The 23889-nt window shown below is 61.0% G+C and carries 17 protein-coding genes and 1 pseudogene; 9 read left to right on the top strand and 9 right to left on the bottom strand.

The window, feature by feature from the left end; genetic code table 11:
- Nucleotides 1-13: 13 nt before the first annotated feature.
- The gene (locus MPC4_RS09390) at nt 14-259 is read right to left on the bottom strand and encodes a hypothetical protein (RefSeq protein ID WP_174512288.1); all 246 of its coding nucleotides are present in this window, start codon (nt 257-259) and stop codon (nt 14-16) included.
- A 411-nt stretch (nt 260-670) separates the two neighbouring features.
- Here MPC4_RS09390 and MPC4_RS09385 point away from each other — a divergent pair, with 411 nt between their 5' ends.
- The 3 genes from MPC4_RS09385 to MPC4_RS09375 are packed head-to-tail and all read left to right on the top strand — an operon-like array spanning nt 671 to nt 5818.
- Complete coding sequence (locus MPC4_RS09385) at nt 671-1828, top strand: HlyD family secretion protein (RefSeq protein WP_425312446.1); 1158 nt, start codon at nt 671-673, stop codon at nt 1826-1828.
- On the top strand, nt 1825-4656 hold the full coding sequence (gene rbbA, locus MPC4_RS09380) for a ribosome-associated ATPase/putative transporter RbbA (protein ID WP_174512287.1): 2832 nt from the start codon (nt 1825-1827) through the stop codon (nt 4654-4656). Before MPC4_RS09385 ends, rbbA (MPC4_RS09380) begins: the two co-directional genes overlap by 4 nt.
- A 13-nt stretch (nt 4657-4669) precedes the next feature.
- Nucleotides 4670-5818 (top strand): ABC transporter permease, encoded by a 1149-nt coding sequence (locus tag MPC4_RS09375; protein ID WP_174512286.1) that lies wholly within the window; start codon nt 4670-4672, stop codon nt 5816-5818.
- A 261-nt stretch (nt 5819-6079) separates the two neighbouring features.
- Here the strand turns inward: MPC4_RS09375 and MPC4_RS09370 are convergent, their stop codons facing one another.
- The 4 genes from MPC4_RS09370 to MPC4_RS09355 form a co-directional block, all read right to left on the bottom strand.
- Complete coding sequence (locus tag MPC4_RS09370; RefSeq protein WP_244628932.1) at nt 6080-7174, bottom strand: ABC transporter permease; 1095 nt, start codon at nt 7172-7174, stop codon at nt 6080-6082.
- Nucleotides 7175-7283: 109 nt separating this feature from the next.
- A complete protein-coding gene (gene rbbA / locus MPC4_RS09365) occupies nt 7284-10034 on the bottom strand; it encodes a ribosome-associated ATPase/putative transporter RbbA (RefSeq protein ID WP_174512284.1) in 2751 nt (916 codons plus the stop codon).
- Entirely contained in the window at nt 10031-11119 is a 1089-nt protein-coding gene (locus tag MPC4_RS09360; protein WP_174512283.1) for an HlyD family secretion protein, read from the bottom strand. The genes rbbA (MPC4_RS09365) and MPC4_RS09360 overlap by 4 nt, the downstream gene beginning before the upstream one ends.
- A gap of 222 nt (nt 11120-11341) precedes the next feature.
- Nucleotides 11342-12193 (bottom strand): SDR family NAD(P)-dependent oxidoreductase, encoded by an 852-nt coding sequence (locus tag MPC4_RS09355; RefSeq protein WP_244628929.1) that lies wholly within the window; start codon nt 12191-12193, stop codon nt 11342-11344.
- Between the two features lie 296 nt (nt 12194-12489).
- Here MPC4_RS09355 and MPC4_RS09350 point away from each other — a divergent pair, with 296 nt between their 5' ends.
- Together MPC4_RS09350 and glgX are read left to right on the top strand one after the other, a co-directional pair.
- Nucleotides 12490-13074, top strand: coding sequence for an NnrU family protein (locus tag MPC4_RS09350; RefSeq protein ID WP_174512281.1), 585 nt, complete (start codon nt 12490-12492; stop codon nt 13072-13074).
- A 111-nt stretch (nt 13075-13185) separates the two neighbouring features.
- A complete protein-coding gene (gene glgX, locus MPC4_RS09345) occupies nt 13186-15342 on the top strand; it encodes a glycogen debranching protein GlgX (RefSeq protein WP_210253618.1) in 2157 nt (718 codons plus the stop codon).
- 12 nt (nt 15343-15354) lie between these two features.
- Here the strand turns inward: glgX and MPC4_RS09340 are convergent, their stop codons facing one another.
- Nucleotides 15355-16248, bottom strand: coding sequence for a LysR family transcriptional regulator (locus MPC4_RS09340; protein WP_174512279.1), 894 nt, complete (start codon nt 16246-16248; stop codon nt 15355-15357).
- A gap of 93 nt (nt 16249-16341) precedes the next feature.
- Between MPC4_RS09340 and MPC4_RS09335 the strand changes: the two genes are divergently transcribed.
- Together MPC4_RS09335 and MPC4_RS09330 are read left to right on the top strand one after the other, a co-directional pair.
- A complete protein-coding gene (locus MPC4_RS09335) occupies nt 16342-16749 on the top strand; it encodes a CidA/LrgA family protein (protein WP_174512278.1) in 408 nt (135 codons plus the stop codon).
- A gap of 24 nt (nt 16750-16773) precedes the next feature.
- Entirely contained in the window at nt 16774-17481 is a 708-nt protein-coding gene (locus MPC4_RS09330; protein WP_174512277.1) for an LrgB family protein, read from the top strand.
- A 124-nt stretch (nt 17482-17605) separates the two neighbouring features.
- Here MPC4_RS09330 and MPC4_RS09325 read toward each other — a convergent pair whose 3' ends face one another.
- The 3 genes from MPC4_RS09325 to MPC4_RS09315 form a co-directional block, all read right to left on the bottom strand.
- Nucleotides 17606-17962 carry a DUF952 domain-containing protein gene (locus MPC4_RS09325; RefSeq protein WP_174512276.1) on the bottom strand — a complete coding sequence of 119 codons (357 nt, stop codon included), beginning with the start codon at nt 17960-17962 and terminating at the stop codon, nt 17606-17608.
- 64 nt (nt 17963-18026) lie between these two features.
- Nucleotides 18027-19757: a lysine--tRNA ligase gene (locus MPC4_RS09320; RefSeq protein WP_134488562.1), complete on the bottom strand. Its 1731-nt coding sequence runs from the start codon at nt 19755-19757 to the stop codon at nt 18027-18029.
- A gap of 144 nt (nt 19758-19901) precedes the next feature.
- Nucleotides 19902-21371, bottom strand: coding sequence for a cryptochrome/photolyase family protein (locus tag MPC4_RS09315; RefSeq protein WP_174512275.1), 1470 nt, complete (start codon nt 21369-21371; stop codon nt 19902-19904).
- Nucleotides 21372-21524: 153 nt separating this feature from the next.
- Between MPC4_RS09315 and guaA the strand changes: the two genes are divergently transcribed.
- Both guaA and MPC4_RS09305 read left to right on the top strand, forming a co-directional pair.
- Nucleotides 21525-23129, top strand: coding sequence for a glutamine-hydrolyzing GMP synthase (guaA, locus tag MPC4_RS09310; protein ID WP_174512274.1), 1605 nt, complete (start codon nt 21525-21527; stop codon nt 23127-23129).
- A gap of 316 nt (nt 23130-23445) precedes the next feature.
- Nucleotides 23446-23745: pseudogene (locus MPC4_RS09305) on the top strand (Arm DNA-binding domain-containing protein); the annotation flags it as partial.
- Nucleotides 23746-23889: the final 144 nt, after the last annotated feature.

Below are 23889 nucleotides of genomic sequence, written 5' to 3'. Positions count from 1 at the left end.
ATTATATAATCATTTAGTCTGGCGCATCGCTTTCATCCCCATAGGGGAGCAGCATGATCGCAAAGCCCATCTGTAGACTCCCGAATGTCAGGCCGAACACGAAGCTTAGCATTCCATACGCCATCCAGCGCTGACTCGAGCCGGCGATGAGCGAGCCGATGTTAAAGAGATCCAGCCACACGATCGCAACGACCGCCAGAAGGCCGATCGAAAACCCGACCAGGGCATGTCGGGCGAGGAACTTGACGTGGGCAGGCATCGAACGAACCATTGGACGGCTTGGCGAGCCGGTTTTGGCCGCTTCTCAAACGTGAAGGCGGCGTTCGCGGTCACGAGTATCATTATAGCTTCGGCGCGGTGCGAAACTCCAGACCCAAAGCCAGCATTTTTTATGAACATAATATGATGGCGAAATAGATTAAATTGTTAACTCCGCTGATCGGCTCCGTCGTCCGACGCGCGCTATCCCGCGTTGCGGCGTCGATTGATTGCGCTCAATACATTGATCGGCGCCGGGCGCCACAATAGAATTGCGACAGCGAAGGCAAAACTGTGGCAGAACGCCCTTGGGCGGAAAGCCGGCGCTTTTCTTCGCAGACGGGCGCCATCCCATGAGGTCGTCCCATTTTGGACTGAAGCGCGGCTCGTCGGTCCCTGAGCAGGTGTGCGAGTGCCAACAGAACCAATTGAAACGCCGGTTTCTTCCGGTCAAGGGAGGCCGGTCGAGATCGCGCCGGCCGAGGCGCCGGGGCTTCCCGCCGCGGCCCCCGGCGCCGCTCTCGTGCCCGTGCCGGCACGAGAGACGCTTCCGGCGCTGCCTGGCCATGTGAGTCCCGCGCGGCATCGGCCGAGCTGGCGGATGGTCCTCGGGCTGGTCGTCATCTTTGCAGGCCTCGCCGGCGGCGGCTTTTATTGGTGGCGCCAGCAGCAGGCGCGCCTTCCGGTTTGGATCGTATCGGGGAATGGCCGGATCGAGGCCGAGGAAATTGATATCGACACAAAATTCGCTGGACGCGTGGCCGAGCGGCTGGCGGACGAAGGCGATATCGTTACGGCGGGTCAGGTCGTCGCGCGCATGGATACACGAGACCTCGAAGCTACGCTCAAGGCGACCGAGGCTCAGGTTCAGCAAGCGCAGCGAACGCTCGAGGAGGCCCGCGCCAATGTCGCGCAGCAAGTTACCCAGGTGACCCTCGCCCAGAAGGAAATCGACCGCACATCGGCGCTCGTCACGCGCGGATATGCGACGCATGAATTGCTCGACCAGCGCCGTCAGGCTCTCGACGGCGCCGCCGCGGCGCTGACAGCCGCGCAGGAACGTGTAGGCCAAGCCACCCATGCGCTGGACGCGGCGACGCATAATGTCGAGCTGAATAAGGTCAACATCGCCGACAATACTTTGGTGGCGCCTACGGTTGGCCGCATTCAGTATCGCATCGCCAACGTCGGAGAAGTGCTCCCGGCGGGCGGCCGGGTCTTCACAATGCTCGACATTTCAGATGTGTACATGAACATTTATTTGCCGACCGCCGCCGCCGGCCGCGTCAAGCCTGGTTCGGAGGCCCGAATCGTGCTCGACGCCTGGCCGAAGTTCCCCATCCCGGCGCATGTCTCCTTCGTCGCCACGCAGGCTCAGTTCACGCCGAAAGCCGTTGAGACGGAAGACGAGCGCGACAAGCTCATGTTTCGGGTGAAAGTGCGGGTCGACCGCGGCCTCTTGCTTGCGCATGCCGCCGATGTGCGCACCGGTTTGCCGGGCCGGGCCTATGTCAATCTCGATCCCAAGCGGCCGTGGCCCGCTGTGTTGCAGGGACCGCCATCCCAATGACGACGCCCCATGGCGAGGCCGTGAGCGAGCTGCGCGGGGTTTCGCTGCGATATGGGACGACTGTCGCGCTCGATGATGTGACGATTGCGTTTCCCGCGGGGTGCACGGTCGGGCTCATCGGTCCCGATGGCGTCGGAAAATCATCACTGCTGAGCCTTATCGCCGGCGCCCGCCGCATTCAATCGGGCAAGGTTTTCGCGCTCGGGGCGGACCTTGGCGATGCTCGCAGACGCGCCGAGATCTGCCCGCGGATCGCCTATATGCCGCAAGGCCTCGGAAAGAACCTCTATCCCGACCTCAGCGTCTACGAGAACATTACATTCTTTGGAAGGCTGTTTGGTCAATCCAGAGAAGAACGGGAGCATCGCATCAGGGCGCTCCTGACGGCGACGGGCCTTGACCCTTTCCATGACAGGCCCGCGAGCAAGCTCTCTGGCGGCATGCGCCAGAAGCTCGGCCTTTGCTGCTCACTCATCCACGATCCGGACCTCTTGATCCTGGACGAGCCGACCACCGGGGTCGATCCGCTTTCAAGGCGACAATTCTGGAGTCTCATCGCTCGCATGCGCGCAGAGCGCCCGGGCATGAGCGTTATCGTCGCAACGGCCTACATGGAGGAAGCCGAACAATTTGATTGGCTGGTGGCGATGGATGCGGGGCGCATCCTTGCCGCCGGATCGCCATCTGACCTGAAGGCCAAGGCCGGTTCGCTCTCTCTCGAAGAAAGCTTCATCGCGCTTCTGCCAGAAGAGCGTCGCCGCGGGCGCGAGCCTCTCGTCATTCCGCCGCGTCGCAGGAGCGATGGCAAGCCCGTCATCGTCGCCCACGCGCTGACCCGGCGCTTCGGCAATTTCGTCGCCGTCGATCGTGTCAGTTTCTCTATCGAGCGCGGCGAGATTTTCGGCTTTTTGGGATCGAACGGTTGCGGCAAGACAACGACGATGAAAATGCTGACCGGGCTTCTGCCCGCGAGCGCCGGGCAGGCCTTCCTGTTCGGCCAGCCGATTGACGCCTCGGACATGAAGGCGCGCTTTCGCGTCGGCTATATGTCGCAGTCGTTTTCGCTCTACACGGAGCTCACGGTTCGCCAGAACCTCGATCTCCACGCCCGCCTGTTCCATCTTCCGCGGGAGAAAGCCCATGCGCGGATCGCCGGACTCGTCGATCGTTTCGGTCTTGGCCCCTACCTTGGCCAGCGCGCATCCGATCTGCCGCTCGGCATTCGCCAACGTCTTTCGCTGGCGGTGGCGATTGTGCATGAGCCTGAGATTCTCATTCTCGACGAGCCGACGTCGGGCGTCGATCCACTCGCGCGCGATCACTTCTGGGAAATGCTCGCCGATCTCTCGCGCAGGGAAGGCGTCACCATTTTTATCTCCACGCATTTCATGAATGAGGCCGCGCGCTGCGACCGCATCGCGCTGATGGACGCCGGGCGCGTTCTTGCGATGGGAACGCCGACGGAGATCGTCAAAGCGCGCCGATGCAACAATCTGGAAGACGCCTTCATCGACTATCTCGAGGCGGCAAATGGCGCGCAGGTCGCCAATGATGCGCCCCTCGCTCTCAGCCGCGAAGCGCTCGCGCGCGCCGACGCAGAACAGCCCGCGCGAACGGTCCCGAAGACATGGTTTAGTTCGCGCCGGCTGTTCGCCTACACGATCCGTGAGGGACTGGAGCTTCTTCGCGATCCAATCCGGCTTGGCTTTGCTTTGCTCGGAACGGCTTTTCTCATGGTTGTATTTGGCGCGGGCATCTCGACAGACGTCAACAATCTGTCTTTCGCCGTCCTCGACCGCGACAATTCGCACGAAAGCCGGGCCTATCTCGAAGAACTGCGCGGCTCGACCTACTTTATCGAGAAGGCGCCGATCGTCGATCAGGCCGACCTCGAGAAACGGCTGCAATCGGGAGACATCAAGGCCGGCATTGAGATCCCGCCCGACTTCGGCCGCGACATCAAGAAGAAGACCCCAACCTTCGTTGGCGCATGGATCGACGGCTCCATGCCGTTTCGGGCGGAGACGATCCGCGGATATCTGCAAAGCGCGCACCAGCAGTTTCTCACGGATTACGCAGTGCGCAGGGGGCAGAGCGCTAACCCTACATCCGATGAGGCGCGCAACGCGCTGCGCAACAAGAATTTCGCCTTGCTCGACCATGCGAACACAAATCCGCCGGTGTGGGCAAGAATCGAAACGCGGTTCCTTTACAACCAGGATTTCGACAGCATCTATGCCCAGGCGCCGGGCACGATCGCTCTCCTGCTGGTTATGATTCCAGCCGTGTTGATGGCGCTTTCCATCGTGCGAGAAAAAGAGCTTGGATCGATCACAAATCTCTACGTCACTCCGGTGACCCGCATCGAATTCCTGATTGGCAAGCAGATCCCCTATGTTGCAATCGCGATGGTCAATTTCGCTGTTTTATGCCTCATCGGCATCTTTATCTTCGGCGTCCCGTTGAAAGGAAGCTTTGCAACGCTCTTCCTTGGCGCATTGCTCTACGTTACGGCGACAACCGGCATCGGAATGTTGATATCGGCGTTTTGCCGCACGCAGATCGCCGCCCTGTTCGGCACGGTGATCCTCACGATCCTGCCAGCCACCCAATTTTCCGGGATGCTCACGCCGGTCTCGTCTCTGGCGGGGCTTCCCGCGATCATGGGGATCGGCTTCCCGATGACCTATTTTCTGCAGATCACCGTTGGCGCATTCACCAAGGCGCTGGGCTTCGCAGATCTTTCGATGAGCCTGCTCAAGCTCGCCCTTTTCATCCCTATTCTGACGGGGCTCAGCCTCCTGTTCCTGCGCAAGCAGGAAGACTAGCGGGGACGCGCAGATGCGCATGCTCGGCAATATATTCTGGCTTGGAACCAAGGAGCTCCGGAGCTTTTTTCGGGACTACGTGCTTCTTGGGCTCGTGATCTACACGTTCTCTTTTGCGATCTTCGTGCAGGGCCGCAGCAATGCGCAGGAGCTGCATAACGCCTCCGTGGGCGTGGTTGACGAAGACAATTCGGCATTGTCCCGCCGGATGATCGCAGCCTTTCTGCCTCCCTATTTCAAGGCTCCGGTTGAGATTGACAACAAGGACGTCGATCACCTGATGAACACGGCGGCCTATACGTTCGTTATCGTGATTCCGCCGCATTTCGCCAGAGACGTTCTGGCCAGGCGAAGCCCCGCGGTCCAGGTCAATGTAGATGCGACCGCCATGGTTACGGCGGGGCTCGGTTACGGCTATATCCAGCAGATCCTGACGACCGAGATCAATAATTTCGTTTCTCGGGATGAAGGCGAATCACTGTCGGACTCGCAAAATGTTCCAGGCTCGCCGATCACGCTCGCCGTGCGCGTCGCCTTCAACCCGAATGTCACAACCGCGTGGTTCTCGAGCGTCATGGGAATTGTCAACAACGTCACGATGCTGGCTATCATTCTGGCGGGAGCTGCGATTGTCCGGGAGCGCGAACACGGCACCATGGATCATCTTCTCGTCATGCCCGTCACGCCGTTCGAAATCGCCATGTCGAAGATATGGGCTAACGGTCTGGTGATTACCATCGCCGCCAGCCTGTCGCTTGAAATCGTTGTGCGGGAACTGCTTAAGATCCCTATCGCGGGCTCTGTCCCATTGTTCATAGGGGGCGTCGCGATCTATCTGTTCTTTGCGACCGCGGTGGGAGTATTTCTGGCGACGGTCGCACGCTCTATGCCGCAGCTCGGGCTGCTCTATATTCTCGTGGCGATGCCTCTGAATATCCTCTCCGGCAGCAATACGCCGCTCGAATCCATGCCGGTCGTCCTGAGCACTATCATGATGTGTTCGCCTTCAACTCATTTCGTGTTGTTCGCGCAATCCATCCTGTTTCGGGGAGCAGGCTTTGCATTAGTGTGGCCTGAATTCCTCTTCGTTGCGTTGGTTGGTGGTTTGTTCCTGTTTCTCGCCCTCATCCGCTTTCGCGCCGTAGCCATCCAGAGCGGCTAAACTGAATGGGGGATTTGATATGTTATAGGGCGTAGCGTATGGCTTGCTTTGCTGAATTCGATCGACCTGGCTTCGAGAGCCCGGAGTCCGCCGCGATCTGGGCCGCCGACCCGTTCGTCGGCCGTGAGCAGGCGCGGGAGATCGCGCGCGACGCCGAACGGCCAGCCTCAATTATTACAGGCAGATTTACGAGACCACGGATGATGCGGAAATCAGGGTTTTGGCGATCGAATTCGTCGAAGGACACAGCTCGCGCGACCCTCACGCGCCGAAAATGACGCGGCGGAAACGGCGCAGGGCGAAGCCGAAATAGACGCTGCCGATAATGATGATTGCGATGAGCTGCGGCCAGACGATGGATAAACCAGCGCCGCGATAGAGCACGCCCTGCGCGAACGCCACGAAATGCGGGGTGGGGCTGATGATCTGCATAATGTATTGCAGCCAATCTGGCATGCTTTCCATGGGCGTCATGCTTCCAGAAAGCAGCATCATGACAAGCAGCACGGGAATGACGAGAAGCCCGAACTGCCCCATCGAAGCCGCTATCGTCCCAAGCAGAATGCCGAGCGCGGCGACGGTGAAGACGTAGAAGAACGAACCGCCGATGAAGAGCGCGATGGATCCGACGATAGGCACGTTGAGCCACCACTCGACCACGAAGACCAACGAAAGCGCAGCCGCCACGAGGGTGACGAGGCCATTCGCCAACATTTTGGCCAGCATGATCTCGGCCGGAACCACAGGCATCACGAGGAGATGCTCCACGGTGCCTTGTTCGCGCTCTCGAATGAGCGCGGCGCCGCTCAGGATCACTGTGAGCATGGTGACGTTGTTGATGACCTGCATCACCGAGGTGAACCAACTCGAGTGCAGATTTGGATTGAATTTTACGCGGACCACAGCATTGACAGGCACAGGATAGTGTGCCTCCCGACCCGTGAGAGCGGCCACAACCTCATTCATGATGATCGTCTGGATGTAGCCCGCGCCATTGCCTGCCTGCGTGATGGCCGTGGCGTCGGCGTTGATCTGAACCGAGGTCTGCCGGCCGGCGAGCACATCGGCTTGAAAGTCGGGCGGGATTTCGATGACGAAAACGAAACGATTTGAATCCATCGACGGGTCAATGTCCGAAGGCGCGATTTCGACGGCCCGCCTGAAAAGGGGAGGCGTCAGACCATCGGCGATTTTGCGCGACAACGCGGAGTGGTCTTCATCAACAATCCCGACCGCCAGATTGGTTGCTTCGGTTGAGGCGCCATTGGCGACGGTGTAGATGGCGATGCTGAAAGCATAGACAACGAGGATAAGCATCACGGGGTCGGATCGGATGCTCCGCAGCTCCTTGATCATCAGCCGGCCGATGTTGGCGACATGCGCGCCGATGCGGCTCTTTTTTGCGCGCCCCTTGGCCGGCTGCGCCTTGCTCTGCGGGCTCGTCTCCTCTTTCACGGAGGCCATCTCAGGGCTCCTGTTTGTTCAGGATTATCTGCGCCGCGACGAGATAGAACAGCGTGAAGAGCGCAAGCACAAAGATATTGAACCATAGATCGGAGAAGCCGAGCGCCTTTGTGAACGCGCCGACGCTGATCGGCTGATACCAGGCGGCGGGGAAAGACAGGCCTAATAATTTGGCGCCGCCAGACAGGGATGACACGGGCGTGAGCAGGCCGGAGAAATTGACCGCGGGGATGACGGTGAGAATGGCGGTCGCGAAAACCGCCGCAGCCTGCGTGCGCGTGAAGGTCGAGATGAGCTGGCCGACCCCTGTGGTCGCGAACACGTAGAGCAAGGTTCCGAGCGTTAACGCGGCGAGCGATCCCTTGACAGGCACGTGGAATATGGTCGCAGCGATAAGGGCCAACATCGCGAAGGTGATCATCGAAACGGCGACATACGGAAGCTGCTTGCCGAACAGGAACTCGAATCTGCTGGTCGGCGTCGAGCGGAAGTTGGCGATGGAGCCGGTTTCTTTTTCGTGAACCACTGCGACTGCCGACATGATGGCGGGGATCAGAATCAACATCAAAACGATGACGCTCGGAACCATGGCGTTGACGCTCTTGAAGGCCTGATTATAGCGAAAGCGCGTTTCGATATTAACGCCGCCCACATAGGCGGTCGACAAGCCATTGGGGCCAAGGCGCTCCACTATTCGGTCCTTCGCATATCGAAGGGCCAGTCCCGAGACATAGCTCCTTGCGGTCTCGCCGCGGAACGGCATGGAGCCGTCGATCCAGATGGCGACGTCAGGCGAGCGCAGGCTTTCGAGATCGCGGCCGAAGCCTGGGGGAATTTCGATCGCGAGCTGCAGCTCGCCTTTTCTGAAACGATCCTCCATCTCTGCCGGGGATTGGATTGGAGGCTGTTCGGAAAAATATCGCGATCCTGAAAAGCTTTCGAGGAGGGTCCGGCTTTCGGGCGTGCGATCCTGGTCGAAAGCGGCATATTTCAGATTCTCGACATCGAAGGAAATGCCGTAGCCAAAAGCGAACATCAGGATGAACGGGCCGATAAAAGCGAAGATCAGCCGGATCGGATCACGCAACAACTCCATGGTTTCCCGGCGCGCATAAGCCCAAAGCCGTCTGTAATCGAACCTCTTTGAGCGGCCTGCAAAAGGAGCCTCGATCGGCGGCGCGACAGGCGCGGGGGGCGAGGCGTCTCGCGCGCGACCGGATCCCGCGGCATCGAGGAGATAGCCGATGAAAGCGTCTTCGAGCGAGCTGGCGGCGCGTTCTTTGACGATATCGGCCGGCGTTCCGACGGCAAGCACTTTGCCCGCGTGCATGAGCGAGATGCGATCGCAGCGCTCGGCTTCGTTCATGAAATGGGTGGACAGAAAGATCGTCACCTTGTCGTCGCGTGAGAGGTCGATCAAGCTGGTCCAAAAGGCGTCGCGCGCGATCGGATCGACCCCCGACGTCGGTTCGTCGAGGATAAGGATCGCCGGCCGGTGCAGCACGGCCACGGCGAGTTGCAACCTTTGCTTGATGCCGAGGGGAAGATTATCCGGCTGCTCGTCCGCCGCGTGCAGCAGATCGAAGCGTTGTAAAAGTTGCTCTATGCGGCCTTCTATTTCATGATCCGGCAAATGATAAAGATGGGCGTGCAGATAGAGGTTTTGCCGGACGGTGAGCTCGCTGTAGAGGGAAAAGGACTGAGACATATAGCCGACATGGCTACGCATCTCCATGTCATTGGAGCCGATCGGATTTCCAAACAGCTTCGCGGACCCTTCGCTTGAAGGCAAAAGCCCGGTGAGCATTTTCATGGTGGTGGTTTTTCCGCAGCCGTTCGAACCGAGAAAGCCAAAAATCTCGCCGGGCGCGATGCGGAAGCTGACGTGATCGACAGCGACGAAATCGCCGAAACGGCGGGTTAGTCCCTCTGCTTCGATCGCGGGAGACTCGTCATCGCTTGCGGGGCGCGGCCGCACCACGACCTTGTGATGCTGGGCGCGCTTTTGTTCTGGAAGAAGGGCGATGAAGGCCTCCTCCAGCGAACGCTCGTGGGTTTGGGCTAGAATCTCCTTTGGCGCGCCTTGCGCGATGATTTTGCCATCGTCCATGGCGGCGAGCCAGTCGAAGCGCTGTGCCTCCTCCATATAGGCGGTCGCTACGATGACGCTCATGAGCGGACGCCGCGCCCGGATCGAATCGATGAGGTCCCAGAACTGGCGGCGCGAAAGCGGATCGACGCCCGTTGTCGGCTCGTCGAGAATGAGAAGATCCGGATCATGCATCAGCGCGCAGCAGAGGCTGAGTTTCTGTTTCATGCCGCCGGAGAGCTTGCCGGCTGGGCGGTCTTCGAATGGATCGAGGTCCGTCGCCTGCAGGAGTTCGGCGATGCGCGCGCGGCGCTCAGGCTCGGATTGCCCGAACAAACGCCCAAAGAAATCGATGTTCTCAAAGACGCTGAGCGTTGGGTAGAGATTGCGGCCGAGCCCTTGCGGCATGTAGGCAATGCGCGCGCAATTCGCCCTGCGATGGGCGGTCTTGGCCATGTCTCCGTCAAGGACGATAATATCGCCGCTCTGAATCCTGCGAATGCCGGAGGCAAGCGCGAGGAGCGTGGATTTGCCGACGCCGTCCGGTCCGATCAGCCCCGCCATGCAATGAGCCGGAATATCGAGGCTCACATTGTCGAGCGCAACAGTCGCCGCATATTTGTGCGACACATGATCGAGCCGTGCGATAGGGCCGTTCGTCATTGCGGAAGCTTCACGGCGAGATCATTGGGCCACGTGATGCTCGGGCTGAGGCGCACGAAGCCAATCCCGCGAACGCCCGTCTTCACCTGCCGGCGATACTTCTCCAGCACTTTTGGATCGATCTGAAGTTTCACGCGGAACATCAGTTTCTCGCGCTCCTCATCGGTCTCGACGCTCTTTGGCGTGAACTGCGCGTCTGTCGCGACGAAGCTGATCGTGGCTGGGATAACATATTCGGGAACGGGATCGGCGATGATGCGGGCGTCGTCGCCAAGAGCGAGCCTGCCGGCGTCCGCCGCCGGCAGGTAGATCGTCATATAAACATCATTGAGGTCGAGGATCGTCAACACGCGCTGTCCCGGCAGGATGACCTCTCCGGCGCGGGCGAGCCTGTATTGCACGCGTCCGCTTCTTGGCGAGATAAGCACCATATCGACCAAAATGGCCTGGTACCGATCGACGTCGGCCTCCGCTGATTTGATTTGAGACTCGGCCTGGTTGCGCTGGTCGGTGGCGGCGTGAAATGCCGCTTCGGCGACTTCGAACCTGTTACGTCGCTGATCGTAAATTTGTCGGGTTATGTTCCCTGAGTCGAGGAGGTTCGTCCCGCGCTCCAGGTCGGTTCTCGCGAAGGCCAGATCGCTGCTGCGCTGGACAATGAGCGCCTCGGCCGCCGCCAAAGCCTGCTTTGCGCCCAGCACCTGAGCCTGCGCGCCCCTCAGCTGGGCTTCGACTTCCGGCGAAGAGATCGTGCCGAGGATTTGTCCAGCCGTCACTTCATCGCCTTCGTCCACGTTCAGCGTCGTGAGCCGGCCGGGATATTTCGCCGCCACGTCCACCTGCGTCGCTTCGATGCGCCCGTTCGATTTGACAATGCCTTCGGGCATGGTGCGGCCGCGCAGGCGCGAGATGAGGGTTTGCAGCGCCGATTCGGCCCGTTCGATTGGGCTTTTCTGCGCCGATTGCGCATCCACGGGGCGAATGAGCTGGACTTCTTCCGAAAATGAAGCCAGAGGGGCCGACAGGGGCAAGGCGGCTGCGAGGAACAGGGTCGCCAGAAGACGGCCGGGCAGGCGAGCGGGCATGAGGGGTCTCCTCCGGACAGGCCGGACGTCAATGAAAGCGAATGGGCGGCGTGTTCTGCAATTCGATCATAGCCGGTTCCCCCTTGTCGAGCGTTGAGGCTAATCAGCTTCTCCCCTTGCGACTGGGAGGACGAGCCGACCCGCCGCGCCGATGGGTGGCGAGCGTGCGTTTTAGATAGCTATGCCGGCGTGATGCAAGTTGCGCTGGCAAGGCCTCGCGCGTCAGCGGCGTTTGCTTGAGATGGCGAGACTGGTTACGGCGTCTACGAGGCGATCTGGCGCGAGAGCCCGGCCAATCGGGCCAAGAATTGCAATCAACCCGACGTTGTAGCGCGTGCGCGGGCGTCTCGCCGTGGCGGCCCTGAAAACCACCTCGGCGACCTTGTTCGCGGTCATGACTCCGAGGCCGCGGGGTGCAAGGAATGCGCGCATTCGCCGCGCAAGATTTCTTTTGAAGTGCCCATAGGGGCCATCGGCTCCAAGATCCGGGATGGTCCTCAGCAGCGTCGCTTCGAATTGCGTCGCGATCGGCCCCGGCAAAATGTTCACGACATCTATGCCGAAAGGTTTTACCTCGGGGCGCATGGCGTCGGCGATCGCCTCGAGCGCAAATTTGGCCGCGTGATAGGCCCCGCCGCCCATGACGCTGACGCGTCCCGCGACAGAGCTCACATTGACGATGCGGCCTCGGCCGGCGCGTCGCATCGAAGGAAGGGCAAGCTGCGACAGCCGCATTGCGCCGAGCACATTGGTCTCGAACTGGCGGCGCATATCGTCGAGGGATATTTCCTCGATCGGACCATATTGGCCATAGCCGGCGTTGTTGACGAGAACGCCGACGGCGCCGAAGCCGTTTTCAACGGCGGCGATCGCGGCGCGGCGCGCGGCCTCATCCGTGACGTCGAGGGCGAGCGTGTGGCAGCCGAGCGCGCGCAGCTCTTCGAGGGCGGCGAGATTTCGCGCGCTTGCGAAGGTCTCAAAACCCGCGGTGCGAAAGGCTATCGCGGCGGCGCGACCAACGCCGCTGGAGCAGCCCGTGACGAGAACGGGCCCGATGTCAGATGCACTTCGCATGAGGCGCTTAAACCAGCATTGACGCATTCCAGGCAATCAGCGCGATCATGCGCCTGATTTCCTGATGAAGCCAGTCGCGCTTCCGGGGGCGACCGGCGCAGTCAAGACGAAGGGTCAATAAAGCGGGGTTCGATCCAGCGCTCGCCGATAAATAACGCGTGATCGTCGCCGCGATTCCATGATAGCCGTCGCAAGTTTCGTAAATTACAATCGGCGAGAACGCATCCATGCCGGAAGCGCTTGCCGCGGGCGCGTGCTATCGTTGCGGGCTGCATTATCAAGCGAGCGGGGCCAGCATGCTAGTTATGGTTTTGGGAATCGTCGTCTTTCTCGGCGCGCACACCCTCACGACATTTCGTGAGACGCGGGAGGATCTGATCGGACGCTTTGGGGAGGCGCCCTATAAAATCATCCATTCGGTGGTTTCGCTGATCGGTTTCGCGCTTATCGTCTGGGGTTTCTCCCGATATCGCGCGGAAGGGCTGATCCCGGTTTGGACTCCACCCGGCTGGACCCGCCACCTGACCATGACGCTGATGTGGTTCGCCTTCGTGGCGCTGGCGTGCGTCAATCCCGCGCCTGGAAAAATCAGGGGCTGGCTGCGCCACCCCATGCTTGTCGCCATCAAGATCTGGGCCCTCGCGCATCTCCTCGCCAATGGCGACTTGGGGGGCATGCTGCTGTTTGGTTCGTTTCTCGCCTGGGCCGTTTTTGATCGCGTCGCGGTCAAGAGGCGCGGCGATTTCGGGGCGCCTCGTTTGGCGTCTTTCACACGCGCCGACGCCATCGCGCTGATCGTTGGAACGGCCGCCTATGTGGCGATGATCCTGCTGCATCCCGTGCTGATCGGCGTCCCGGTGATCGGCGCCCCCGTCGGCTGAGCGTCAGCGGGCCTGGCGCAGCGGCCTGCGCGCGGCAGGCGCGCTCGCGGCATGAAACTCACCAAGCGTTGCGGCGTTACTGCGAGGCATCAGTCAGTCAGGAGACGGAGCATGCCAAAGGCTCTGAAAGATCGCGTCCGCGAGGGCCTTCCCTATCCGATCGGCGCCTCCTTTGACGGCAAGGGGGTCAATTTTGCGCTGTTCTCCGCAAACGCCACCAAGGTCGAGGTGTGTCTTTTTGATTCCGGGGGAAACACCGAACTCGATCGGGTGACGCTGCCGGAATACACCGATCAGATTTTCCACGGCTGGCTGCCCGACATCGGGCCCGGGCAGGTCTATGGCTATCGCGTTCACGGTCCCTATGAGCCGGATGCCGGACATCGTTTCAATCCTATGAAGCTGCTGCTCGATCCCTACGGCCGCGCCCATATGGGCGACCTCCAATGGGATCCGGCGGTGTTTGGCTATATCCTTGGCCACCCCGACGAGGACCTTTCCTTGGATGAGCGCGATAGCGCGCCCTTCATGCCGAAGTCGATTGTCGTCGATCCCAATTTCGATTGGCATGGCCAGCCGAGGCGCAAGCCGATCGCCTGGGACAGAAGCGTCATTTATGAGTTGCATGTGCGCGGCTACACCAAGCTTCATCCGGAAGTTGAGGAGCATCTGCGCGGCACCTATGCGGGGCTCGGCGTGGCGCTGGTGCTCAACCACATCAAGTCGCTCGGCGCGACATCGGTCGAGCTGTTGCCGGTGCACAGCTTTATCAATGACGACTATCTGCTGAAAAAGGGCCTCGTCAATTATTGGGGTTATAACACGATCGGTTATTTTGCGCCTGATCCGCGTTACGCTTCCGATCGCGCCAACTGCCTGCGCGAATTCAAGGAAATGGTGTCGCGCTTCCACGAAGCCGATCTCGAAGTCATTCTCGACGTCGTCTACAATCACACGGCGGAAGGCAATGAGCGGGGCCCGACGCTCTCGTTCAAGGGCATCGACAACGCCTCCTACTACCGCCTGCATCCAGACAACAAGCGGCTCTATGTCAATGACACGGGAACCGGGAACACGGTCAATCTGTCGCATCCACGCGTCATCCAGATGGTCACAGACAGCCTGCGGTATTGGGTCAACGAGACCCATGTCGATGGATTTCGCTTTGATCTCGGCACAATCCTCGCGCGCGAGCCTAACGGCTTCGACAATCAATCCGGATTTTTGAAATGCTGTAGCCAGGACCCCGTGCTCGGCGCGGTTAAGCTCATCGCCGAGCCGTGGGATTGCGGCCCCGGCGGCTATCAGGTCGGCGAATTTCCGCCCGGCTGGTCCGAATGGAACGATAAATTTCGCAATACCGTCCGCGATTTCTGGAAGGGCTCCATGCCCGCGGCCGAACTTGCGCCGCGTCTTCTCGCCTCGCCGGCCGAATTCAATCATCAGGGGCGCAAGCCCTGGGCCTCGGTCAACTTCGTCACGGCGCATGACGGGTTCACGCTGAATGATGTCGTCACCTACAACGAAAAGCACAATGACGCCAATGGCGAGGACAATAAGGACGGCGCGAGCGACAACAGGTCATTCAATTATGGCGTCGAGGGGCCGACCGACGAGCTGGAAATCAACGGGATTCGCGCTCGCCAGATACGCAACATGCTGGCGACGCTTCTGCTCAGCCAGGGTTTGCCGATGATTGTAGCCGGCGACGAATTCGGCCGCACGCAGAACGGCAACAACAACGCCTATTGCCAGGACAATGAAATCTCCTGGGTCAATTGGGAGTTAAAGGCGAAGGGGCAATCGCTGATCCGCTTCGTCAGCCGCGTCAACGCCCTGCGTCAGCGATTCCCGATTCTGCGCCGCGGCCGGTTTCTCACCGACGCCTATAATGAGGAGCTCGACATCAAGGAGCTGACCTGGGTCAACGCCGGGGGCGGCGAGATGGGCGAGGGCGATTGGGACGCGGCGCAATGTTTCGGCCTGATGCTCGACGGGCGGGCCCAGCCGACGGGCATACGCAAACGCGGCGAGGACGCCACCATTCTGATGATCTTCAACGCCTGGCATGACGTGGTCGAATTCACGCTTCCGAGCCAGTCGGCCAGCAATCAGCATTGGACCCTGCTTATCGACACGAACCTTCCCGAAGAGATGGTCGAGAAGGAGGGCGAGACCTTCCGTTTCGGCCAGGCTTACGCCGTGACGGGGCGCTCGTTCCTTCTGTTCGCGCTTGTGCCGGACGCCGGCCGCGCCATCGCGGATTGAGGTCGCCGCGGGTCAGATCGGCGGAGCCTCGCCTTTTGCTTCGCGCGCCAATGCGAGCCACGCGCGCGCGGCGGGCGAAAGAAAGCTTCCGCGCCGCCACGCCAGCGCCATGCGCCAGTCCGTTCCCGGCTCATCGAGCAGGATGCGATGGATCGGCGAAGTCGTGCGCTGTTCGGCGATGAGCCGCGGCAGGAAGGCGACGCCAAGACCCGCTGCGACAAGCTCGATGATGAAGTCGATCTGGGCGCTGCGGGCGGCCACTTTCGGCGCAAATCCATGCCGCCCGCAGGCGTCGAGGATGACCTGATTGAGGGCGAAGCCGGTCTCAAAAAGGATGAAAGGCGAGGCCTTCAGGCTGACGAGATCAATCGTCTCACGGCCGGCGCCGGCGTGGCCGTCGGGCAGAAGCGCCATCAGCGGCTCCCGCCGCACGTCCTGCCAGTCGAGGTCCTCCGATACGGGGAGCAGGGAGGCGGCAAGTTCGACCTCGCCCGTGGCCAAAAGCTCTTCGAGGCGTTTGCTGCCCTGCTCGATGAGGCGGATGTCGATGCCGGGATATCGCTTGCGGTAGATGGCAAAGAGGGGCGCGAACAAAAGGCTGCTTCCGACGGGCGGAAGCCCGAGCCGCAGCACGCCGCGCTTCAGGCCGCGCAATTCATCGAGTTCCGCCATCAAATCGTCGCGCAGGGCGAGCATGGCGAGGGCGCGGCGATAGACAATTTCCCCGGCCGCCGTGATCTCGCTGCGATGGCCGATGCGGTCCAGTACTGCGACGCCGAGCTCGTCTTCGATCTGCTTCACCGCTTTACTGATCGTCGGCTGCGTGGCGTTCAAGGCCTTGGCCGCCGCGGAAAAACCGCCCTGGCGAACGACTTCGACAAAGGCGCGCAAGGTTCTAAGCTCCATACGAATTCCATTTCAGAATGAATGTCATGCAACTAATTCATTTTTGTTATGATGCAGTGCAATGTAAACTGGCTTTGATTTGGAGATCCAGTCATGCATTTGCGCAAGACTTTTGTTCGCATCCGATATGCATTTCATCGCAGCCGGCTTTTGCAGCTTGGCGTTCTGATGGCTTTCTGGGCCTTGGGGCAGGCAACCGTTCAGCTCGTGCATCTGCCTGTGCCGGGCGGCGTCGTCGGCATGGCGGCCGTGCTGGCTTTGCTGCTGACGCGCCGTATGAACATTTGCAGCGTCCGTCGCGGAGCCGAATGGCTGCTTGCCGAAATGCTGCTGTTTTTTGTGCCGGCCGTGATGGCTCTGCTCGACCATTCCGAATTCCTTGGCGTTCTCGGCCTGAAGCTGTTGATCGTGATCTTAACTGGCACTTTGTGCGTGATGGCGGCGACCGCGCTCACCGTCGAGATGTGCGCGCGCTGGACGATGCGGCGCGTCGCCGAATAGGGCGTCAGCAAGGCGGCTTTCACCATGTGGCCTAGTCATTCACTTGCCCTTGCGGCTTTCTGGTCGTTAGCGACGGTCGGCTTCTATCTTTGCGCCCGCGCCATCTATCGGCGTTGGCCGCGCTGGTGGCTGTCGCCGCTCGTCGTGACGCCGGCGGTTTTATTGATCCTCGCGCTGGCGCTCCACACCGGCTATGGCGATTATATTCGCGGCACGCACTGGATCGTTATGATGCTCGGACCCGCGACTGTCGCCTTCGCCATCCCGATTTATGAACAGCGGCATGTGATCGCCCGCCACTGGCCCGTTCTCGTCATTGGCGTCATCATCGGCAGTGGCACGGCGATGGCCACCGCCTGGGCGATGGCGAGCGCGCTCGGCCTTTCGGATCTCTTGCGCCTTAGCCTGCTTCCCCGCTCCATGAGCACGCCTTTCGCCATGGCGGTCGCGGGGGACATAGGCGGCTCGCCGGATTTGACGACCGTATTCGTCCTCCTGACCGGCATATGCGGCGCGGCTCTCGGCGAACTGATGCTGAACTGGCTGCCGCTGCGCTCCAGTCTTGCGCGCGGGGCTCTGTTGGGCATGGGCGCCCATGCCGCCGGAACCGCCAAAGCACGCGAGATCGGACAGGAAGAAGGATCGATCGCAGGGCTGGTGATGGTGCTGGCGGGGCTCGTCAACGTGCTGGCGGCGCCGATTCTCGCCTACGGGCTCAAAGCCGCGTCGTGATTTTGCGGAAAGGGCGCAGCTTTGATACACGAAAGCGCGTTGAGGAGGCTTGAGAGGCCGTCTCGAAAGATGATTTCCGGGTTCAAAGCGCCCTCATGCGGAAAGACGCGTCTTTCAAGCTCCCTCAGCGCGTCGGCTTTTCGAGCAGGCCGGAAAAATCGTGGCCGCCGCCGGGGCGGGGCGGCAGCGCCTTGACCGACACCACGGCGTCGAGCGGCAGCGGCGCGTAAAGATGGGGGAAGAGGGCGCCTCCGCGCGAGGGCTCGAAGCGCAGGCCGTCGCCGAGCCGCTTGGCGTCGACCGCGATCAGCACGAGGTCGAAGCGCCCGCCAAAATGTTTCAAAGCGGTTTCCTCGGCCTGCTCGGCGGTCGAGAAGTGAATGAAGCCGTCTTCGAGGTCGACAGGCGCGCCGTCGAAACGGCCTCTGTCCTGAGCCTGACGCCATAAAGCCGCTGGCGCGATCTTATAAATCAGTTCCATGTCTGAACTTTCGTCTGCGCAAGGCCGCGCCCGCAAGAGAATCGTTCGCGCGCCCGGGAATGCCTTATCTTTGCGCCACAAAGTCGGCGTGCTGCTGCATGAGGGCGCCATTCAGCGCATCCGCGAGCAATTTGCGCGTTTCGTCGACGCCGTAGAGGGCGACGAATGAGCCAAAGCGCGGGCCGCGGCTTTCGCCGAGCAGGATGGCGTAGAGCATGTTGAAAAAATCATTCGAGACGCCAGGGCGTTCCGGCGTCGCGCCCTTGGCCTTGAGATCCTGATAGCGCGGAATGGCCCGCGCCACATCGTAAAGGGCGGTCTGGATCGCTTCCGCGCTCGCATCCTTTGGCAGCGCCGCAAGCATGTCCGCGAGTTTGGCGAGCGCGTCCCGCTCGACGTCGTCGGGCGCGCGGTAATTCTTCGCGGGGCGAACGAAATCCCGGAAATAGCGCACCGCATAGGCGACGAGCCTGTCGAGGCGCGGATGGTTTTCGGGCGAGGCGCCGGGCGCATAGCGGCGCAAAAATCCCCATAGCACGTTGGGGTCTTCGCTGTTCGCCACGGCGGCGAGATTCAAAAGCATGCCGAAGGTGATCGTCGCGCCGTGATCCTTGCCGAGCGCTTCTGGAGCGGGCGGCTCGCCCGAATGAATGTGCCAGACGGGATTGCCAAGACGCTCCTTCAGCGCCTGGCGCGGATAGGCGTCAAGAAAGCTCAGATAATCATCGACCGCGCGCGGAATGACGTCGAAATAGAGGCGCTTCGCCGCCGTCGGCTTTTGATACATGAAAAGCGACAGGCTCTCGGGGCTTGCATAGGTCAGCCACTCCTCGATGGTGAGGCCATTGCCCTTTGACTTCGAGATCTTCTGGCCCTTGTCGTCGAGGAACAATTCATAGTTGAATCCCTCCGGCGGGCGGCCGCCGAGCGCCCGGCAAATTTTCCCCGAAAGCTTGACGGACTCGATCAAATCCTTGCCGGCCATCTCATAATCAATTCCGAGCGCGAACCAGCGCATCGCCCAATCGGCCTTCCACTGGCATTTTACGCGCCCGCCGGTGACTTCCGTCTCGACTTTTTCATTCGTTTCCGGATCGAGATAAACGATGGTCCCGCGCGAGACGTCGCGTTCGATCATTGGCACCTGAAGCACCTTGCCGCTGCGCGGACTGATCGGCAGGAAAGGCGAATAGGTCGCCCGCCGATCCGGGCCGAGCGTCGGCAAAATAATGTCCATCACATCGTCATAGACCGCCAGCATGCGCAGCAGGGTCTCGTCGAAACGGCCGGATGAATAGTAATCCGTTGAACTCGCAAATTCGTAGTCGAAGCCGAAGCGGTCCAGAAACGCGCGCAGCCGCGCATTATTGGCGGCGCCGAAGGACGGATATTCATTGGAGAAGGGGTCGGGGACCCGGGTCAGGGGCTCGCCGAGATGCGACGCGAGCATCTCCTTGTTCGGCACATTGTCCGGCACCTTGCGGAGCGCGTCCATGTCGTCGGAAAAGGCCAGCAGCCGCGTCTTGACGCTGTCCCCGGTCAATAGGCGAAAGGCGTGGCGAACCATGGTCGTTCGCGCAACCTCCCCAAATGTTCCAATATGGGGCAGGCCCGAAGGACCATAGCCGGTCTCGAAGAGGACTTCGGACTTGCCTGACGCATTGATCCTCTCGACGATCTTGCGGGCTTCCTCGAATGGCCAGGCGCTTGCCTGTTGCGCGCCTTGCAGGACGTCAGCGGCAATCTCGAGCGCCGCGGCCTGCGGAGTGGCAAAAGAATCGGCGCCGGAAGGCATTGGAGCATCCTTGAAATGCGGAGGATCGCGGGCTTTGCCGCCGCGCGCGTCCTTGCTGCCAGATTGCGCGCCATCCCGCAAGCGCGCCGGGGAGGCGGTTCAGGGTTCCGCCTTGCCGCCCGCTCGCATACGCAGGTCATCGGCTCAACGCCGCACCGCCTCAAAAGCCTTGAGCGCCCGGTCACGACCGTCCGCGAGATCCACGACCGGCTTCGGATAGGTCTTCCCCAATTCAACGCGAGCCTCCAGCAAAACCGCTGCCGGCGCCGCCCACGGCTTATGAATCCATTTATCCGGCAATGCGGCGAGTTCTGGAATCCAGCGCCGGACGTAATCGCCTCTTGGATCGAATTTCTCGCCTTGCAGCACTGGATTGAACACCCGGAAATAGGGCGCCGCATCTGCGCCTGAGCCCGCGACCCATTGCCAGTTCATCGGATTATTGGCCGGATCGGCGTCGCAGAGCGTGTCCCAGAACCATTCCTCGCCGATCCGCCAGTCGATCAAAAGGTGTTTGACGAGAAAGGAGGCGGCGGCCATGCGCGCGCGATTATGCATGAAGCCGGTCGTCCATAATTCGCGCATGCCGGCGTCGACCAGAGGATAGCCGGTTTGGCCCCGGCGCCAGGCTTTAAGCTCGTGCAGGGGCGGATCGCGCCAGGGCATGGCGTCGAAGCGGCGCTGAAGATTGGTCGTCGCGGCATTCGGATGGCTGAAAAACACATGATAATTGAACTCGCGCCAACCGAGTTCGCCCAAAAACTTCGACGCGCCAGCCTTAAGCTCCGGGCGCTCGGTTTCGGCCGCGCGGACCGCGGCGAAAATCTGCCTTGGGCTGATTTCGCCAAAACGCAGGTGCGGCGAGAGGCGCGAGATGGCGTCGTCCGCCGGTCTGTCGCGGGCGCTCGCGTAAGCCTGCAAGCCGTTCGCGAGAAAATCGCCGAGGCGCTTTTGCGCGCCCTTTTCGCCCGGCCTCCAGTTCGCACTCAGCCCAGCCGCCCAGTCGCACCTTTTGGGAAGCAGCCCAAGCTCGTCGAGGCTTTTCCTCTTTGGCGCGCCGCGCGAGTAGGGCGAAGCTAAGATTTTCTCCGGCGCGTCGAGCGGCGCGCCGGCGTCGGGCAGAGCGAGTGCGGCGCGCCAATAGGGCGAATAGACCATGAAGCTGCCCCTCGCGCCGCGCTTGACCTCCCAGGGTTCGTGCAAAAGCTGGCCGTTGAAGCTTTGTGTCTTCACTCCTGCCGCGACTAATCGCGTTTTCAGCACCGTGTCGAGCGCGATTTCGGCGCCGCCATAGCGCCGCGTCCAGAAGGCCGCGCCGGCGCTGGCGGCGGCTGCAAGGGCAGGCAGAATGTCTTTCGCGCGCCCTCGGAAAAGATCGAGGCGGCCGCCTTTTTTGGAAATCTCGCCGCCAAGCGCCGCCAAAGAATGATGCAGCCACCAGCGCGAGGCGCCGCCATGAGGCCGAAAGCCCTCGCTTTCTTCATCAAAAATATAGACGCAGAGGAGAGGCGCGGGGGCGGCGACGGCGGCCGTCAGCGCCTGATTGTCGGCGAGGCGCAGGTCGTCGCGAAACCAGACGATGGAAGGCCCTTGCTTTTGCGCGCCGCGGGTCATTTTTTGTTTCCGATCCGACGTAAGCCCCCATTTATGAGCCGAATTGCCCGTTCGCGCCATGGTTCCGGCGGGGAGCGTCATTACATGTAAGGCGCGGCTTGCGCCTGGGGCGGTGATCGCCTAATCGAACTTTTTGCCGCAAGAGGACGCTGCATGGCGCAGGATAAGCTCCACGAAACGATTGTCCGCCAGCACGACAAAGTGCTGATCGTCGATTTCGGCTCGCAGGTGACGCAGCTCATCGCGCGCCGCGTGCGCGAGGCGGGCGTCTATTGCGAGATCGCGCCCTTCCAATCGGCGGAGAAGGCATTCGCGGAGCTCGCGCCGAAAGCCGTGATCCTGTCCGGCGGCCCAAGCTCCGTCCTGGAGGATAACTCGCCGCGTGCGCCAAATTCTCTTTTTGACGCCGGCGTGCCGGTCCTCGGCATCTGCTATGGCGAGCAGGTCATGGCGCATCAGCTTGGCGGCAAGGTCGTCGCGGGGCACAGCCACAGCCGCGAATTTGGCCGCGCCGAGGTCGAAGTATTGCGTGCGAGCGCGCTCTTCGACGGTGTCTGGGAGGAGGGCAAGAGCTATCCCGTCTGGATGAGCCACGGCGATGCGGTGAGCGAATTGCCGGCGGGATTTGCGCCCATCGCGACATCGCCGAGCGCGCCGCTGGCGGCGATCGCCGACGAGGATCGCAAATTATACGGCGTGCAATTCCACCTCGAAGTCGTGCATACCCCGGATGGGGCGAAGCTGATTTCCAATTTCGTGCATAAGGTTGCAGGTCTCAAGGCCGATTGGACGATGGGCGCGTTCCGGCAGGAAGCGATCGCCTCGATCCGTGCGCAGGTCGGCTCCGGCCGCGTGCTCTGTGGTCTCTCCGGCGGCGTCGATTCGGCGGTCGCCGCGGTGCTCATCCATGAGGCGATCGGCGAGCGCTTGACCTGCGTCTTCGTCGATCACGGCCTGTTGCGGCAAGGCGAGGCCGAAGAGGTCGTCAGCCTCTTTCGCGGCCATTACAATATTCCGCTCGTCCATGTCGAAGCGCAGGATCTCTTTCTCGGCGCGCTGACCGGCATCCGCGACCCGGAAGAAAAGCGCAAGATCATCGGGCGCCTGTTCATCTCAGCATTCGAGGCCGAGGCGAAGAAGATCGCCGCCGATGGGCGCGGCGCGCCGGAGTTTCTGGCGCAAGGCACGCTCTATCCGGATGTGATCGAGAGCGTGTCGTTCAGCGGCGGCCCCTCGGTGACGATCAAGTCTCACCATAATGTCGGCGGCCTGCCTGAGCGCATGAACATGAAGCTCGTCGAGCCGCTGCGGGAATTGTTCAAGGACGAAGTGCGCGACCTCGGACGCGAGCTCGGCCTGCCCGAAGCCTTCGTCGGCAGGCATCCGTTTCCGGGGCCTGGGCTCGCGATCCGCTGTCCCGGCGGCATCACGCCGGAAAAGCTCGAGATTTTGCGTCAGGCTGACGCCATCTATCTCGACGAGATTCGCAAGGCGGGGCTCTATGACGAAATCTGGCAGGCTTTTGCCGTGCTGCTGCCGGTGCAGACCGTCGGCGTGATGGGCGATGGGCGCACTTACGAGTTCGTCTGCGCGCTTCGCGCCGTCACCTCGGTCGACGGCATGACGGCGGATTTCTATCCCTTCGGCATGGGTTTTCTCGGCCGCGCGGCGACACGCATCATCAACGAAGTCAAAGGCGTCAACCGCGTCGTATATGACGTGACCTCAAAGCCCCCCGGCACAATTGAGTGGGAATGAAATGATGCGGTTCGCGGCGTTTCGCGAACTATCGCCACATCCTCATAACTAGCTGAAATAAAACAAAAAGTCAAGCATTCACTATCGGAGCCGATCGCCTTGAAGCAATGGGCTCTGACGGTGTGCGCGACGGTAGGCGTTTTTCGTCGTCAGCCGGGTTTTTACCTTACCGTCAGGTCGAAAGCGGAAGCCGCTCTCGCATAATCAGGCTAATACACTGTTATATAATGATTATTTGTGTTGATTGACGGTATCGGATTTGACGGTAAAATTGGGGCTCGAAAAGGCGATTTAGATCGTCAATGAGGCCATCCTCATGCTTACCGATATGGCCATTAAGAGGCTGAAACTAAAAGATAAATTGTACAAGGTGGCCGACCGTGACGGTATGTACGTTTCCGTCGCCACGACAGGCCAAATCACCTTCCGATACGACTACCGTCTGAACGGTCGCCGGGAGACGCTGACGATCGGCCGCTATGGCGCCGATGGCCTCACGCTCGCCGAAGCGCGCGAGCGCTGCATCGCCGCTCGCAAGCAGGTGGCGGAGGGGCTTTCCCCCGCGCACGAGAAACAGCGCGACAAGCGGCGCAAGGCGATGAAGCGCAGCTTCGGCGCGGTGAGCGCGTTATGTATAACGGACCGCAATCATCCGCGGCCGGGATCGCAATCATCGCAAGTTCCGGCCCACAATCATTGCAACTAGGCCCGGCGCTTGGGACCACAATCATTGCAACTGGACCCACATTGATTGCAACCG

This window comes from Methylocella tundrae, assembly GCF_901905185.1.
GTDB classification, from domain to species: domain Bacteria; phylum Pseudomonadota; class Alphaproteobacteria; order Rhizobiales; family Beijerinckiaceae; genus Methylocapsa; species Methylocapsa tundrae.
Note: the sequence above shows the minus strand (reverse complement) of the source record. Positions and strands in the feature narration are given on the sequence as shown.

What these genes read in the sequence shown, in the direction of transcription:
- MPC4_RS09390 (WP_174512288.1), bottom strand. Translation starts at nt 259, where the DNA reads ATGCCTGCCCACGTCAAGTTCCTCGCCCGACATGCCCTGGTCGGGTTT.
- rbbA (WP_174512287.1), top strand. Translation starts at nt 1,825, where the DNA reads ATGACGACGCCCCATGGCGAGGCCGTGAGCGAGCTGCGCGGGGTTTCG.
- MPC4_RS09375 (WP_174512286.1), top strand. Translation starts at nt 4,670, where the DNA reads ATGCGCATGCTCGGCAATATATTCTGGCTTGGAACCAAGGAGCTCCGG.
- MPC4_RS09370 (WP_244628932.1), bottom strand. Translation starts at nt 7,174, where the DNA reads ATGATCAAGGAGCTGCGGAGCATCCGATCCGACCCCGTGATGCTTATC.
- rbbA (WP_174512284.1), bottom strand. Translation starts at nt 10,034, where the DNA reads ATGACGAACGGCCCTATCGCACGGCTCGATCATGTGTCGCACAAATAT.
- MPC4_RS09360 (WP_174512283.1), bottom strand. Translation starts at nt 11,119, where the DNA reads ATGCCCGCTCGCCTGCCCGGCCGTCTTCTGGCGACCCTGTTCCTCGCA.
- MPC4_RS09355 (WP_244628929.1), bottom strand. Translation starts at nt 12,193, where the DNA reads ATGCGAAGTGCATCTGACATCGGGCCCGTTCTCGTCACGGGCTGCTCC.
- MPC4_RS09350 (WP_174512281.1), top strand. Translation starts at nt 12,490, where the DNA reads ATGCTAGTTATGGTTTTGGGAATCGTCGTCTTTCTCGGCGCGCACACC.
- glgX (WP_210253618.1), top strand. Translation starts at nt 13,186, where the DNA reads ATGCCAAAGGCTCTGAAAGATCGCGTCCGCGAGGGCCTTCCCTATCCG.
- MPC4_RS09340 (WP_174512279.1), bottom strand. Translation starts at nt 16,248, where the DNA reads ATGGAGCTTAGAACCTTGCGCGCCTTTGTCGAAGTCGTTCGCCAGGGC.
- MPC4_RS09335 (WP_174512278.1), top strand. Translation starts at nt 16,342, where the DNA reads ATGCATTTGCGCAAGACTTTTGTTCGCATCCGATATGCATTTCATCGC.
- MPC4_RS09330 (WP_174512277.1), top strand. Translation starts at nt 16,774, where the DNA reads ATGTGGCCTAGTCATTCACTTGCCCTTGCGGCTTTCTGGTCGTTAGCG.
- MPC4_RS09325 (WP_174512276.1), bottom strand. Translation starts at nt 17,962, where the DNA reads ATGGAACTGATTTATAAGATCGCGCCAGCGGCTTTATGGCGTCAGGCT.
- MPC4_RS09320 (WP_134488562.1), bottom strand. Translation starts at nt 19,757, where the DNA reads ATGCCTTCCGGCGCCGATTCTTTTGCCACTCCGCAGGCCGCGGCGCTC.
- MPC4_RS09315 (WP_174512275.1), bottom strand. Translation starts at nt 21,371, where the DNA reads ATGACCCGCGGCGCGCAAAAGCAAGGGCCTTCCATCGTCTGGTTTCGC.
- guaA (WP_174512274.1), top strand. Translation starts at nt 21,525, where the DNA reads ATGGCGCAGGATAAGCTCCACGAAACGATTGTCCGCCAGCACGACAAA.